General features: G+C 66.0%; 11 protein-coding genes. 5 read left to right on the forward strand and 6 right to left on the reverse strand.

All coding sequences use genetic code 11. The annotated features are described in order from the left end of the window. Positions 1 to 6: 6 nt before the first annotated feature. Together M1D32_RS15700 and purD are read right to left on the reverse strand one after the other, a co-directional pair. On the reverse strand, positions 7 to 945 hold the full coding sequence (locus M1D32_RS15700; RefSeq protein ID WP_458779544.1) for a phosphoribosylaminoimidazolesuccinocarboxamide synthase: 939 nt from the start codon (positions 943 to 945) through the stop codon (positions 7 to 9). Between the two features lies 1 nt (position 946). Beyond that, positions 947 to 2,263, reverse strand: a complete 1,317-nt coding sequence (gene purD, locus M1D32_RS15705; RefSeq protein ID WP_458782210.1) for a phosphoribosylamine--glycine ligase — start codon at positions 2,261 to 2,263, stop codon at positions 947 to 949. Positions 2,264 to 2,356: 93 nt separating this feature from the next. On the opposite strand from purD, the gene M1D32_RS15710 reads away from it, so the two are divergent. The 3 genes from M1D32_RS15710 to M1D32_RS15720 all read left to right on the forward strand — a co-directional run bounded on the left by M1D32_RS15710 (position 2,357) and on the right by M1D32_RS15720 (position 5,503). Next, positions 2,357 to 3,931, forward strand: coding sequence for a molybdopterin-dependent oxidoreductase (locus M1D32_RS15710; RefSeq protein WP_458779545.1), 1,575 nt, complete (start codon positions 2,357 to 2,359; stop codon positions 3,929 to 3,931). Positions 3,932 to 3,967: 36 nt separating this feature from the next. Then, positions 3,968 to 4,984: an asparaginase gene (locus M1D32_RS15715; RefSeq protein ID WP_458779546.1), complete on the forward strand. Its 1,017-nt coding sequence runs from the start codon at positions 3,968 to 3,970 to the stop codon at positions 4,982 to 4,984. Positions 4,985 to 5,125: 141 nt separating this feature from the next. Next, entirely contained in the window at positions 5,126 to 5,503 is a 378-nt protein-coding gene (locus M1D32_RS15720; RefSeq protein ID WP_458779547.1) for a sterol carrier family protein, read from the forward strand. 32 nt (positions 5,504 to 5,535) lie between these two features. Here M1D32_RS15720 and M1D32_RS15725 read toward each other — a convergent pair whose 3' ends face one another. Genes M1D32_RS15725 through M1D32_RS15735 form a run of 3 tightly spaced genes read right to left on the reverse strand, consistent with a single transcriptional unit; the run spans position 5,536 to position 8,685 of the window. Further along, a complete protein-coding gene (locus M1D32_RS15725; protein WP_458779548.1) occupies positions 5,536 to 6,297 on the reverse strand; it encodes an SDR family oxidoreductase in 762 nt (253 codons plus the stop codon). A gap of 47 nt (positions 6,298 to 6,344) precedes the next feature. Further along, positions 6,345 to 7,088, reverse strand: a complete 744-nt coding sequence (locus tag M1D32_RS15730) for an aspartate/glutamate racemase family protein (protein ID WP_458779549.1) — start codon at positions 7,086 to 7,088, stop codon at positions 6,345 to 6,347. Between the two features lie 28 nt (positions 7,089 to 7,116). Further along, positions 7,117 to 8,685 carry an NCS1 family nucleobase:cation symporter-1 gene (locus tag M1D32_RS15735; RefSeq protein ID WP_458779550.1) on the reverse strand — a complete coding sequence of 523 codons (1,569 nt, stop codon included), beginning with the start codon at positions 8,683 to 8,685 and terminating at the stop codon, positions 7,117 to 7,119. Between the two features lie 308 nt (positions 8,686 to 8,993). On the opposite strand from M1D32_RS15735, the gene aceE reads away from it, so the two are divergent. Further along, positions 8,994 to 11,735, forward strand: a complete 2,742-nt coding sequence (gene aceE, locus M1D32_RS15740) for a pyruvate dehydrogenase (acetyl-transferring), homodimeric type (protein ID WP_458779551.1) — start codon at positions 8,994 to 8,996, stop codon at positions 11,733 to 11,735. An 81-nt stretch (positions 11,736 to 11,816) separates the two neighbouring features. Further along, the gene (gene nboR / locus M1D32_RS15745; protein ID WP_458779552.1) at positions 11,817 to 12,497 is read left to right on the forward strand and encodes a nicotine blue oxidoreductase; all 681 of its coding nucleotides are present in this window, start codon (positions 11,817 to 11,819) and stop codon (positions 12,495 to 12,497) included. Positions 12,498 to 12,546: 49 nt separating this feature from the next. Here the strand turns inward: nboR and M1D32_RS15750 are convergent, their stop codons facing one another. Beyond that, entirely contained in the window at positions 12,547 to 14,049 is a 1,503-nt protein-coding gene (locus tag M1D32_RS15750; protein WP_458779553.1) for an HNH endonuclease signature motif containing protein, read from the reverse strand. Positions 14,050 to 14,086 lie beyond the last annotated feature (37 nt).

The following is a 14,086-nucleotide window of genomic DNA, read 5'->3' on the forward strand; positions in this document are numbered from 1 at the left end:
ACGGTATCAGGCGAAGGTGTATCCGGTCAGCTTCTCGTAGGCCTCGACGTAGCGGCTGCGGGTGCGCGCGATGACGTCTTCAGGCAGCGACGGCGGCGGCATGTCGGAAGCCTTGTCCCAGCCGGATTCGGCCGATGTCAGCCAGTCCCGGACGTACTGCTTGTCATAGGAGGGCTGCGCCTGTCCCGGCTGGTAGGTAGCGGCGTCCCAGAACCGTGAGGAATCGGGGGTCAGGACCTCGTCGCCGAGGGTGATGGAGCCGGAGACGGCGTCATAGCCAAACTCCACTTTGGTGTCCGCCAGGATGATGCCACGCTCGCGGGCCACCGCCTCCGCCGTCGTGTAGATCTGCAACGTGAGGTCTCTGATCCGGGCAGCGATGTCATCGCCCACCATTGCTACAACGGCGTCGTAGGTGATGTTCTCGTCATGCTCGCCCACGTCCGCCTTGGCTGACGGCGTGAAGATGGCCTGTTCCAGCCGTGAGCCATCCACCAGGCCCTCCGGCAGCGGAATGCTGCAGACCGTGCCGGACTCCCGGTACTCCTGCAGCCCGGAGCCGGTCAGGTAGCCGCGGGCAATGCACTCGACGGGGAACATGTCCAGCTTCTTGCAAATCATGGCGCGGCCTTCGACTGCCTCGGGCACGCCGTCCTCGACTGTGGAGCCCAGCACGTGGTGCTCCACCTCCAGCTGGTCGAACCACCACAGGCTCAGCTGCGTGAGGATGCGTCCCTTATCAGGGATCTCGCTGGTGAGGACATGGTCGAACGCGCTGATGCGGTCACTGGCCACTACCAGCACGCAATCCTGGCCAACGCGCTGCAGGATGGACTCGTCGGCCGGTTCATAAAGGTCACGGACCTTGCCGGAGTACACGTGGGTCCAGCCCGGCAGGTCAAGTGTCTTTGCGTTGAAGCCGCGTGCTGCAGGAATTTCGCTCATGCTAGGCCTTCGCTTTCGTCACTGGCAGGGAACGGGTGGACGCCGACGGGACTTTGATCTCGCCACGGGCAGCCTTGCCGCCGATGTCGCTGCGGAACTGGGAGCCTTCCAGCTGGACCAGCTCCACGCCGTCGTACGCTTTCTCGCGTGCTTCCACCAGGTCGCTGCCGAGCGCCACGACGGCGAGCACGCGGCCACCGGCGGAAATCACCTTGCCGTATTCGTCCAGGGAGGTGCCGGCGTGGATCACGTGCACGCCCTCCAGCTCCTCCACTTTTTTCAGCCCGCGAATGCGGTCGCCGGTGCGCGGAGCGTCAGGGTAGTTTTCAGACGCTACGACGACGGCGACTGCCGTTTCCTTCGCCCAGCGCAGCTCTTCCGCCTTGTCCAGTTCGCCCTTGGCTGCTGCCAGGAGCAGCGCACCGAGGGGCGTCTTGAGCCGGGCGAGCACGGCCTGTGTTTCCGGATCGCCGAAGCGGACGTTGAATTCGATGACGCGGGTGCCGCGCGAGGTCAGCGCCAGCCCCACGAACAGGACGCCCACAAAGGGGGTTCCGCGGCGGGCCATCTCGTTGACGGTGGGCTGCGCCACCCGGTCAATGACTTCCTGGACGAGGCCCTCGGGCGCCCACTCCAGTGGTGTGTAGGCGCCCATACCGCCGGTGTTGGGTCCTTCGTCGTTGTCGAAGATCCGCTTGAAGTCCTGGGCCGGTGAGAGCGCCACCGTGTTCTGGCCGTCGCAGAGGACAAAGACGGAAACTTCAGGCCCGTCCAGGAACTCCTCGATCACCACGGAGCCGCCGGCGTCAAAGCAGGACTGTGCATGGGCCAGGGCTTCGTCACGGTTCCTGGTGACCACCACGCCCTTGCCCGCGGCGAGTCCGTCGTCCTTCACCACGTAGGGTGCGCCGAAGGTGTCCAGGGCTGAGGCGGCTTCGTCAGCGTTGGTAGCGACCATGGCCATGGCCGTGGGTACACCGGCCTCGGCCATGATTTCCTTGGCGAATGCCTTGGAGGCTTCGAGCTGCGCGGCCGCTTTGCTGGGACCAAACACAGGGATCCCGGCAGCGCGGACGGCGTCGGAAACGCCCGCTGCGAGCGGCGCCTCCGGGCCCACCACGACGAGGTCCACGGCGAGCTTGGTGGCCAGGGCGGCGACGGCGTCGGGATCGTTGGCGTTGATCTGGTGGGTGGGGACCAGCTTGCTGATGCCGGCATTGCCGGGAGCTGCATGGACCTCGGACACGTTGGGGTCGGCGAGCAGGGAGCGGACAATGGCGTGTTCGCGGCCTCCGGGGCCGATGACGAGTACCTTCACAGTCTCCAAGGGTACTTTGTGCACCCTGCCCGCTCCTAAGCTGTGTCAGCCCTGCAAAACAATCCCCGGCCCGCTCCGCTCCGAACCTATGTCATGAAAAAGCTATCGAATTGGCTCAAGGGTCCCACCGCCATGGCCGCATTGGCAGGCGTGGTGGCCGCCGCCGTCGTCCTTGCCGTGGCTGAGCTGGTTGGAGCGTTTTTCAGGGCCCGTGCCACCCCCGTGCTGGCGTTGGGGTCCACCTTCATCGACTTCACTCCGTCGTGGCTGAAGGACTTTGCGATCGCCACGTTCGGCACCGATGACAAAGCCGCACTCTTCGTGGGCATGGGCCTGACCATTACCGTCCTGGCCTGTGTGCTGGGCGTGGTGGCGTACCGCCGGTGGGCGCTGGGCGTGCTGGGCGTCCTGTTCATGGGTGCAGTCATTGTGGCCAGCGTGGTCACCCGGGCGGGCGTCGAGCCGGTGGACGCCCTACCGTCAGTGCTGGGGACCATCGCGGGCCTGGCTGCCCTCCGGTTCCTGATCGCCCCGTTGTGGACGGCGAAAGCCTGGCCTGAACCCCCCGCAGACGCTGCCGGCGATACGCCGCGCCCGGGGACAAGCCGTCGTCGCTTCTTCGCCGCGGCCGGGATTACTGCCGCTGCTGCGGGCATTGCTGCCACGGGCGGCCGCCTCCTGGGTGCCGCGCGGAGCAACATTGCCAAAGCGCGGGATGCCCTGCAGCTTCCTGCGCCGGTAAAGGCCGCGGCTGCCGTTCCCGCCGGCGTCCAGTCGCCAGTGCCGGGCGTCGCGCCGTGGGTGACGCCCAACGATGAGTTCTACCGCATTGACACCGCCCTTAGCGTCCCGGAAATCAACGCGGACGAGTGGGAGCTCCGGGTGCATGGGCTGGTGGAGGAGGAGTTCCGCCTCACGTTCCAGGACCTGCTCGACGCCGACCTCATCGAATCGCACGTCACGCTCACCTGTGTCTCCAACCCCGTGGGCGGAAACCTTGCCGGCAACGCCAAATGGCTCGGCCTGCCCATCCGCGAGGTGTTGAAGCGGGCGAGGCCAAAGGATGGTGCGGACATGGTGCTGTCCACCTCGGTTGACGGCTTCAGTGCGTCAACCCCGCTCGAGGTCCTCCAGGACGACCGGGACGCCCTCCTGGCCGTCGGCATGAACGATGAGCCACTGCCGCTTGAGCACGGTTATCCGGTGCGGATGGTGGTTCCCGGCCTGTACGGATTCGTCTCGGCAACAAAGTGGGTGGTGGACCTCGAGGTGACGAGGTTCGCGGACAGCAAGGCCTACTGGACGGACCGCGGATGGTCCGAGCGCGGGCCCATCAAGACGATGGCCCGGGTGGACGTTCCCAGGTCCTTCGCAAAAGTTCCCGCCGGGAAGGTGGCCGTGGGTGGCACCGCGTGGGCCCAGACCCGCGGCATTACCAAGGTGGAGATCCAGATCGACAACTCCGAGTGGGTGGAGGCGGATCTGTCCACCGAGGCATCCCTGGTCACCTGGCGCCAGTGGTCCTATGAATGGGACGCCACGCCCGGGCCGCATTACATCAAAGTTCGTGCTACCGACGGCTCCGGCGAGGTGCAGACTGATCAGCGGGCCGATCCCGTTCCCGACGGCGCCTCCGGCTGGCAGTCCGTGATGGTCACCGTGGAGTAGCCCGGGTTCCGGGATGCAGGCCCCTAGACTGGCAATATGCCGCATAATCCGCACGCGACCTTCACCGTGGACTCCGCCGTCGAACTGGCCGTGATCGAGCGCAGCGGCTTTGTGGAGTCCCGGCACATCGGCTCGGCCGTGCTGCTGGCGGCGGACGGGTCAGTCGTCACAGAGCTTGGGGACATCACCACACCGATCTTCGCCAGGTCCGCCCTCAAACCGTTTCAGGCGCTGGCCTCGATGCAGTCTGGAGTACCGCTCCGCGGCGCCCAGGTGGCCCTGGCCTGCGCGAGCCACGTGGGTTCACTGGACCATATGGACGTGGTGTCCGGGATGCTCAAGGCTGCGGGCGTGCGGGAGGACCAGCTGCAGTGCCCGGAGGCGTGGCCGCAGGACGAAACCGCGCGCAACTGGCTGGTGCGCTCCGAACGCGGAAAAACGAGGCTGGCGTTCAACTGTTCCGGCAAGCACGCTGCCTTTCTCTGGGCATGTACCGAAAACGGCTGGGATACCCACAGCTACCTCGAGCCCAACCATCCCCTGCAGCAGCGGGTCCGCACCGTCATCGAGGAGTACACGGGCGAAAAGATCGCCCACCTGGGAATCGACGGCTGCGGCGCGCCCGTGGCAGCAGTTTCGCTCAAAGGCCTGGCGCGGGGCTTCTCGCAGCTCGCCAAGGCGCCCGGCGACCAGAGCTTCAACGCCCGGGCCGCCACCATCGCGACCTCCATGCTTGACTACCCGTGGGCGGTGCAGGGCCGTGGCGAGGCCAACACCCTGGTGATGGACGAGCTGGAGATCATCGCGAAAGTTGGTGCCGAAGGCGTCCTCGCCATGGCCACGCCGACGGGTGTCTCCGTAGCCGTCAAGATATTGGACGGGAATGTCCGGGCCACCTCGCTGGTGGCCCTGACCCTTCTCGCCGCCGCCGGCGCCGTGGACATTCCAGGGGTTGCGAGCGTCCTCGAGAAAGTGGTGGAGCCGGTGCTGGGCGGCGGCCGCCCGGTAGGGCAGATCCGTCTTGGTCCAGCGGTTTCCGCGCTCCTGGATTGAGCGCCGGCTCGCCCCCAGCGTGCCGGCCTGCTGTTCCTTCCCGTACTTCAGACGCCCCCGGCCGCGATTCCGTCCCTCCGACCGTCCGCGGTACCCTGATTGCCTTTGCCACTGCATCCCAACGTGAAGGAAGCCGGAAACATGCCAGTAGCCCGCCGTCGCATCGACGTTCAAGAAGGCGCCGCAGCGGTGGAGGCGTGGCGGAAAGCCGCGGAGCCGTCGTCGGACGCTCTGGTTCCGCGGACCATTCTGGCCACTGCCGTGCGGTACACGCTGGAGGAAGTCACTGCACGGGCGCCGGGCAATTCGGTGGAGGTGCGGGTCCCGCCCTTCGGCGTCACCCAGTGCGTGGAGGGGCCGCGTCATACCCGCGGGACGCCGCCCAACGTGATTGAGTGCGACGCCGCCACCTGGCTGGGGATGGTGACTGGCCAGTTGGGCTGGGCGGAGGCAGTCGCTGCAGGCAGGGTGGCCGCTTCCGGCCTGCGCGCGGACCTCTCAGCCCTGCTCCCCCTGTAGCCCTGCCCTCTCTGGGTTTTCTTCCCAGGAGGTCAGCCGCGGCCGATGAAGGGCATTCCGGCTGCCGTCACCACCACTGACCCGACGCTGGCCGTCGATGGCATGTTGGCCATCATCAGGACCGCACGGGCCGCATCCTCAACAGGGAAAGTGGGTTCAACCCGGCGGCTGCCGTCGGCTTGAAGCGCGCCGTCGCCCACCCCGATGGTGTCCATGATCTCCGTGGCCGTGTTGCCGATGTCGATCTGTCCGCACGTGATCCCGAATCCCCGCCCGTCCAGCTCGATGCTTTTGGTAAGGCCTGTCATGGCGTGCTTGGTGACTGCGTACGCCACCGTCCGGGGCCGGGGCGAGTGGGCGGAGATGGAGCCGTTGTTGATGATCCGTCCGCCCTGGGGTTCCTGTGCCTTCATGGCCCGTACGGCGGCCCCGGCGCACAGCATGGAGCCGGTGAGGTTGACCGCCACCGTGGCATCCCAGTCCTCCAGCGAGATCTCGTCCACGCTCGCGGCCGGCCCGAACACCCCGGCGTTGTTGAACAGCAGGTCAACCCGCCCCCAGCGCCGGCGGACGGCCTCGAAAAGGTGCTCGACGTCGTCGGGCCGGGTGACGTCGCACGTGACCGGAAGGGCGTGCTCGTGTCCGCCTGCTGTCTCAACGAGTTGCGCCCCGCGCCGCCCGGCGAGGGCGACGGCGTAGCCATCGGCAAGGAGCAGGCGGGCCACTGCCCGGCCGATTCCGGAACCCGCTCCGGTAACCACTGCGACGCGCGCGGGCCGCTGGGGTTGGTTCACGATTTTCTCCTGTACTGCCGATAGGGCCCCGTGCCGGAGTGAGCCGCCTAAAGTGATGCCGGCACACCCGTGCTGTTCAGCGGCCAGCCTATGACGGTCTTGGGCCGCGGTGCAGCGTAGGTCCGGACTTTGGATGTGGACAGTCGCATGCGGACCAGTGATTCCGCGATCGCTACGGCTGATGCCACACCGTCCACCACCGGCACTCCCGCGCGCTGCCGGATCTGCTCGTCCAGGCCTGCCATCCCGCCGCACCCGAGCACAATCACCTCGGCCTTGTCCTGGGTTACTGCAAGCATTGCCTGGTTGATGATGGCCTCCACCGCGCGTTCCGGTTCCTCCTCCAGTTCCAGGACGGCCATGCCGCTGGCCCGGACCGAGGCGCAGCGGGCGTCAAGGCCCGCCAGCTTGAGCCGGTCCTCGATGAGCGGGACGGTCCGGTCCAGGGTGGTGACCACCGAGTACTTGTGGCCCAGGAACATCGCCGTGCTGGCCGCGGCCTCGGTGATATCAACTACCGGAACGTCCAGCAGTTCCTGGAGCCCCTCCCGTCCGTGCTCGCCGTAGCCCGCCTGGACGACGGCGTCGAACCGCTCCGGGTAGGAGGTCACGGCGTCCATCACGGCGATGGCTGCCAGGTAGCTTTCGAAGTTGCCTTCGCAGGAGTCGGCGCCGAAGCGCGGCGTTATCCCCACGATTTCCGTTCCGGGCGCGGCGATGCTGCGTGCCTGCGCAGCGATGGAGTTGGTCATGGACTCGGTGGTGTTCACGTTCGCAACGAGTATGCGCATTGAAGTTTCCTTACTCGGTGGTGCTGGCTCAGTGGGTGCTGGCGACGGCGATGGCCTCGCCGTCGCGGTCTTCCAGCCGCTGCGACCGGTCCGCGATGGAGAAGTACACCACTGCTGCGATGCCGGCGGCGAAGAACCATGCGAAGGGTGCCGCCGAGGCCAGTGCCGGGACGAACGCAATAAGGAGTGCGACGACGGCGGCCGGCACCATGGCGATGATCGCCCTCGGGTTGACGCCGTTCTTGTAGAAGTAGGCGCCCTCCGGCGAGACGGTGTACAGCTCCGGGACGTTGACCTTGCCCTGGCGGATCAGCCAGTAGTCCGCCATGACAACGCCGAACAGCGGGCCGAGCAGGGCGCCGAGGCCGCCGAGGAAGTAGACGATGACCAGTGGGTTGTTGTAGAGGTTCCACGGCAGGATGACCAGGCCGATGACCGCGCTGACGATGGCCGCCTTACGGAAGTTCAGCCGCCTGGGGAAGAGGTTGGTCAGGGCGTAGACGGGCGCCACGAAGTTGGCCATGAGGTTCACCGCGATGGTCAGGATCAGCAGGGCGAGGCAAGCCAGCACCAGGAACAGCGTGTTGGGAATCGTCTGAACGATATCCGAGGGGCTTTCAATGATGGTGCCGTTGATTTTGAACTGCCCGCCGGCCATGACCACAACGATGGCGCCGAAGACGAGCATGTTGATGGGGATGCCCCAGAAGTTTCCGCGGACCACGGCCTTCTTGGAGACGGCGGAGCGGGTGAAGTCACAAAAGTTCAGCACGAACGTACCGTAGATGGAGACCCACAGGGCGCCGCCGGCGAAGATGGTAAGCCACATCTCGGGCCCTTCAAGCGCGTTGTCCGAGGACCAGGCGATGGCCCCGCCGGCTTCGATGAAGATCCAGATGGCGATGGCGGCCATCGTGGCCAGGATGACGGGACCGGCGAACGCTTCGTACTTACGGATCATTTCCATGCCGAAGCTGACGATCACCAACTGGACCACCCAGAGGATGATGAAGGCGATCCAGCCCAGGGTGGACAGCCCAAGAATGGAGTCCTTGTCCAGGGCGCCGAGGGACGGGAACATGGCCACAAGCATCACGCGGAAGACCACGGACGCCAGATAGGTCTGGATGCCGAACCAAGCAACGGCGACGGCGCCGCGGAGCAGGCTGGCAACCTGGGCACCGCGTATGCCGAAGCTGATCCGGCTCATCACCGGGAAGGGAACCCCGGTCTTGACGCCCATGAAGCCGGAGAGGTTGAGGAGCCCGAACAGCAGGGCCGCCCCGATGCCGAGTGCCAGGAGGATCTGCCAGCCGCCGAGCCCCAAAGCGAACAGCCCGATGGCGAAGGCGTAGTTGCCGAGGCTGTGCACGTCATTGGCCCAGAGGGTGAAGATGCTGTAGCCGGACCAGCTGCGGCCGGCGCGCTTGGTGGGGGCGAGATCCACGTTATAAAGAGTGGGGCTGATGTTCTGGCCGGATGCTGTGCTGGCTGACTCGCACAGGGCTTCAACGGTAAGGGAGGGGTGCGCAGGGGGAACTGACGGCGCTGTCAGGTCGGAAGCCGCGTCAACGCCCACCGGTGGAGGGGTCTGCATAGGGGTCTCAATTCTGGGAGGATCCGCGGTGGTGAGACCGGCTCTGGTAGCCGTTTTCTGTTATTCCACATTGCGGAATCAAGATATTGAATAGTGAAATAAGAGTATGACGTGCATCACCCGGGGTCAAGGGCGGGAGGCCGCCGGCCGCAGTCACAATCGGTCCACAGCAGTCTCAAATGGCGGGGAGGCCTTCGACGCTGCCGCTGATATTGACCCTCATGCCACTGTCTCGCTAATCTCATATTGCAAGAATGTTTTCTCACAATACGAAAACATGAGCCATTCGACGATGAAATGAGGCTCCCGTGGCTGCAGGAGAAGATACCTCCCATATCCTCAGCGGGTTGACTAACCAGCTGCCTGATCGTGATCCGGAAGAGACCGCCGAGTGGGTTGAGTCCCTGGATTCGTTGATCAGGGAACAGGGTACCGAGCGTGCCCAATACATCATGCGCAGCCTGCTGCAGCGTGCCGGTGCGCAGAGCGTCGGGGTGCCGATGGTGACCACCACCGATTACGTGAACACCATCCCGGTGGACCAGGAAGCCCAGTTCCCGGGCAACGAGGAGTTCGAACGCCGCTACCGGGCGTACATGCGGTGGAACGCCGCGGTGATGGTGCACCGGTCCCAGCGGCCGAACATCGGCGTGGGCGGGCATATCTCCACCTATGCCGGGGCCGCGACCCTGTACGAGGTGGGCTTTAACCACTTCTTCCGCGGCAAGGACCACCCCGGCGGCGGGGACCAGGTCTTCTTCCAGGGCCACGCCTCCCCCGGCATGTACGCCCGGGCGTTCATGGAAGGCCGGCTCTCGGAGGAGGACCTGGACGGGTTCCGGCAGGAAAAGTCCCGCGAGGGCCACGCCCTGTCCTCCTACCCGCACCCGCGCCTGATGCCGCACTTCTGGGAATTCCCCACGGTCTCGATGGGCATCGGGCCGATGAACGCGATCTACCAGGCCCAGTCCAACCGGTACCTGCACAACCGGGGCCTGAAAGACACCTCCGACCAGCAGGTCTGGGCGTTCCTGGGCGACGGGGAAATGGACGAGCCCGAATCCCGCGGCCTGCTCCAGCTCGCCGCGAACGAGAACCTGGACAACCTGAACTTCGTGATCAACTGCAACCTCCAGCGCCTGGACGGCCCGGTCCGCGGCAACGGCAAGATCATGCAGGAACTCGAAGCGTTCTTCCGCGGCGCGGGCTGGAACGTGATCAAGGTCGTCTGGGGACGGGAATGGGATGACCTGCTCTCCCGCGACACCGACGGGTCCCTGGTGAAGATCATGAACGAAACCCCCGACGGGGACTACCAGACCTACAAGGCCGAATCCGGCGGGTTCGTCCGCGAACACTTCTTCGGCAAGGACCCGGCCACCAAGGACCTCGTCGCGGACCTCACCGATGACCAGATCTGGAACCTCAAACGCGGCGGCCACGACTACCGCAAGGTCTACGCCGCGTACAAGGCAGCCACCGAGTTCAAGGGCAAACCCACCGTCATCCTCGCCAAAACCGTCAAGGGCTACGGACTCGGACCCCACTTCGAGGGCCGCAACGCGACCCACCAAATGAAGAAACTCACCCTCGACGACCTGAAGGAATTCAGGGACTATCTTCGAATTCCGATTTCCGATGCCCGGCTGGAGGAGGATCCTTACAGCCCACCGTATTTCCATCCCGGCCATGATGCCCCGGAGATTGTTTATCTTCACGAGCGGCGCAGGGCACTTGGCGGCGCCGTCCCCGAACGCCGGCCGGACCACCCGGCCGTTGAGCTGCCCGAGGCCAAGACGTTTGACGTCGCCAAGCGGGGCACGGGCAAGCAGCAGGCAGCCACCACCATGGCCTTTGTCCGGCTCCTCAAGGACCTGCTCCGCGACAAGAAGTTCGGCCACCGCATTGTGCCCATCGTGCCGGACGAATCACGGACTTTCGGTATGGACGCCTTCTTCCCCACCGCCAAAATATACAATCCCGGCGGACAGAACTATCTCTCCGTGGACCGGGACCTGGTCCTGGCCTACAAAGAGTCCGCGCAAGGCCAGCTGATCCACCCCGGGATCAACGAAGCCGGCGCCGTGGCAGCGTTCACCGCCGCCGGAACCGCGTACGCCACCCACGGCGTGCCCCTGGTCCCGGTCTACGTGTTCTACTCCATGTTCGGCTTCCAGCGCACCGGCGACGCCTTCTGGGCAGCAGCCGACCAAATGACCCGCGGCTTCATCATCGGCGCCACCGCGGGACGGACCACCCTCACCGGCGAAGGCCTCCAGCACGCCGACGGCCACTCCCCCATGCTCGCCTCCACCAACCCCGCCGTGGTCACCTACGACCCCGCCTACGGCTACGAAATGGGCCACATCATCCGCGACGGCCTCGAACGCATGTACGGGCCCACCTCGGACGACCGGAACCTCATGTACTACCTCACGGTGTACAACGAGCCCATCACCCAGCCCGCCGAGCCCGAGAACCTCGACGTCGAAGGCGTGCTTAAGGGGATTTACCGGGTCTCGCCGTCGGCCGCTGCAGGGCCCAAGGCGCAGATCCTCGCCTCCGGCGTCTCCGTCCCATGGGCACTTGATGCCCAGCGAATTCTCGCTGATGACTGGGGCGTCTCCGCCGACGTCTGGTCCGTCACGTCCTGGAACGAACTGCGCCGCGACGGCCTCGCCGCCGAAGAGGAAGCCTTCCTCAACCCCGGCGAACCCGCGCGCGTCCCCTTCGTCACCCGGCAGCTCGAAGGAGCCACCGGCCCCGTCGTCGCAGTGTCCGACTACATGAAGGCCGTTCCGGACCAGATCCGCCAGTTCGTCCCCAACGAATTCGCCACCCTCGGCGCCGACGGCTTCGGCTTCTCCGACACCCGCGCCGCAGCCCGCCGCTTCTTCAAGAACGACGTCCACTCCATCGTCGTAAGGGCGCTGCAAATGCTCGCGGCCAGGGGTGAAGTCGAGGAGGGCGCGCCGTCGTACGCCATGGACCGCTACAAGCTCCTGGACGTCAACGCCGGGACCACCGGCGGTGCGGGCGGCGAGGCCTGACGCCGGCCGGCGAATACCGGCAGTCGGGACGGTTTCCGGGGGGAGACCGCCCCGGCTGCCATTTTCATTTAGGGTGCAGCTATGGGCAATCAAGGCGTGGACGGCACGGCTGACCGCAGGGCGACCGGGGTTGTCCTCGCCGCCGGGGCCGGGACCAGGCTGGGACACGGACCGAAGGCCCTGCTCCCCTACCGGGGCCGGCCGCTCGTGGAATCCGTCGCCGGCGCGCTGCTCGACGGCGGCTGCCGCGAGGTTGTGGTGGTGCTCGGTGCTGGGGCGCCCGACGTCGCCACGATTGCCGAGCTGGACCATTACCGGGTGGTCATCAACCCTGATTGGCGTTCGGGCATGGGCAGTTCCTTCCTGTTAGGTGAGCAGACGGCGGACCCGGCTGACCACTTGCTGATCGCCCTTGTTGACCAGCCCGGGCTGACCCGGGCAACTGTTGGCCGCCTGCTGGCGTCCCACCGGCCGGGCCGGATCACCGCTGCCGCGTACCGCCGCCGTGAAGCCCCCGACGGCGGTAAGCCGGCCACACATAAGGCCGGGCAGGAAAACGGGCAGCAGGACAGGCTCCTTCGCGGCCATCCGCTGCTCATTGACGCTTCATTGCGCAAGGCAGTGAGCGCCACCGTAACCGGCGACGCCGGGGCGCGCGGCTTCCTGCAGTCCCACCCGGACCTGGTGGACGAGGTTGATTGCAGCGACCAGTCCACTGGTGAGGACGTTGACACACCCGACCAGTTGCGGCTGCTCGACTAGGAAACTGCTGAAGGGCAGCAGGGTCCGCGGGGCAGGTCAGAGCGGGTGCTCAGGCGCGCTTATGCAGGAACCTTTCCAACACGACTTCTCCCGGGGACAGCCCACTGTAAACGAAGTCCGGGTAGCCATGGACGGCATCGCCGAGTGTAGGACGCGACCGGTTTGCCGTTGTCGTCGGCTCAGGTTCCGCTTCCAGCCCTAAGTGCTGGGGCCAGTGTGGTGGTTCCCAGTCCTGGTGCTCGCTCTTATATCTTCGGCCCGATGGCGAGATCCAGCCTGGCGGTTCGTTCTTGGTCGCCTCGGTGGGTGTCCACGTGCTGGCGTGCTTGAGCCGGTGGTGCTTCGGGCAGGGCTGGCCCAGGTTGCTGATCCCGGTAGTTCCCCCTTGATGCCAGGCCAACAAGTGGTCTGCTTCGTTGTCCAACGAGTGGTTGCTGCAACCCGGGAACGGGCACTTTCCGTCCCGCAAGCGCAGCCACCGCCGGATAGCTTTGGTGACCCGGTAACTGGTACGTCCGATCTCCAGCGGCGCCCCGTCCTTTGGGTCCACCAGCACCCGGTAGAAGGAGTCTGCCCCGTCCGCGACCAGTTTGCGGGCCATCGACGCGGGGATGGGTCCGTGGCCGTCGAGCATGGCCGGTTCGTCGGTCAGACCCAGCAGGGAAAACACCGGCACCGTCACCAACACCTGCGCCCGGATCGACGATGACGGGCCGGCAGCCGTTCCAGCGAGGACGCCGGCGCGGCTGCCGAGAAGCGCTTCGGCGAAATTGTCGGCCCTGAGCTGGGTAAGGGTGCGTTCCTCGTCGGGTCCCTGCATTGCCCGGGAAAGCTTGGTAAGCCGGTTCCAACCCCCCAATGCCTGGTCCGCCGGCAGGTAGGCGGACAGCCAGGCCATTCCATCCTGATCCGGTCGATACTCGACCCGCCGCTCCGCCACACCCTTGGCGTGGCGTTTCTCGATGCTTTCGGTATGGTGGCGTTCCCGCCAGGTGCGGGCCTTGTGGCGGAACCGGTAGGCGGGCATCTCGCCGATCGCGGCCGCTGCGGCCGGCCTGGGCACGTCCGGGTCCAGGAAGTGGGCTTCCAGTGCTGCAGCGCCGGCGGGGTCGAGGGTGGCAGTCTCGTCAACCATCACTTTGGCGTGCTGCCAGGAAATTGTTCCGTTGTGCAGGGCCGCCAACGTCCGGGGCAGGGACGTGGTCAGGGCGTGCGACTGGGCAAGAAGGGCGCCCGCGGCACGGTCACTCAGGGCCAGAAGGCTGCCAATTTCCGCGGCGATAGCCATTTCCTGCGCCTGAACCGGTGCGTCGGGAGGAGCTGCTGCCCGCGCGGTGTCCGCGTACGTGCCCGCAGCGTTGGCCACCAGCCCCGAAACCATGGCCAGCACTCCTGCCGCACCGGCTAAAATCTCCAGGCAACCATCAGCCAGCCCTGCCAACGGATCGGCATCCGAAAATGCCTCGGCACCACACCCCGCCGCCTCGGCATTGAGCACGGCAAGAGCGGCATTGATGTCCTCAAATGCCTTCGTCACCGCCGCTTTCCCCATGAGCCCATCATCCCAAGGGGGTCTGACAATGGGGGCT

The organism is Arthrobacter sp. D3-16 (assembly GCF_054408515.1).

Excerpts from the sequence above, each read along its gene's own strand:
- M1D32_RS15700 (WP_458779544.1), bottom strand. The coding sequence starts at position 945 with ATGAGCGAAATTCCTGCAGCACGCGGCTTCAACGCAAAGACACTTGAC.
- M1D32_RS15710 (WP_458779545.1), top strand. The coding sequence starts at position 2,357 with ATGAAAAAGCTATCGAATTGGCTCAAGGGTCCCACCGCCATGGCCGCA.
- M1D32_RS15715 (WP_458779546.1), top strand. The coding sequence starts at position 3,968 with ATGCCGCATAATCCGCACGCGACCTTCACCGTGGACTCCGCCGTCGAA.
- M1D32_RS15720 (WP_458779547.1), top strand. The coding sequence starts at position 5,126 with ATGCCAGTAGCCCGCCGTCGCATCGACGTTCAAGAAGGCGCCGCAGCG.
- M1D32_RS15730 (WP_458779549.1), bottom strand. The coding sequence starts at position 7,088 with ATGCGCATACTCGTTGCGAACGTGAACACCACCGAGTCCATGACCAAC.
- M1D32_RS15735 (WP_458779550.1), bottom strand. The coding sequence starts at position 8,685 with ATGCAGACCCCTCCACCGGTGGGCGTTGACGCGGCTTCCGACCTGACA.
- nboR (WP_458779552.1), top strand. The coding sequence starts at position 11,817 with ATGGGCAATCAAGGCGTGGACGGCACGGCTGACCGCAGGGCGACCGGG.
- M1D32_RS15750 (WP_458779553.1), bottom strand. The coding sequence starts at position 14,049 with ATGGGGAAAGCGGCGGTGACGAAGGCATTTGAGGACATCAATGCCGCT.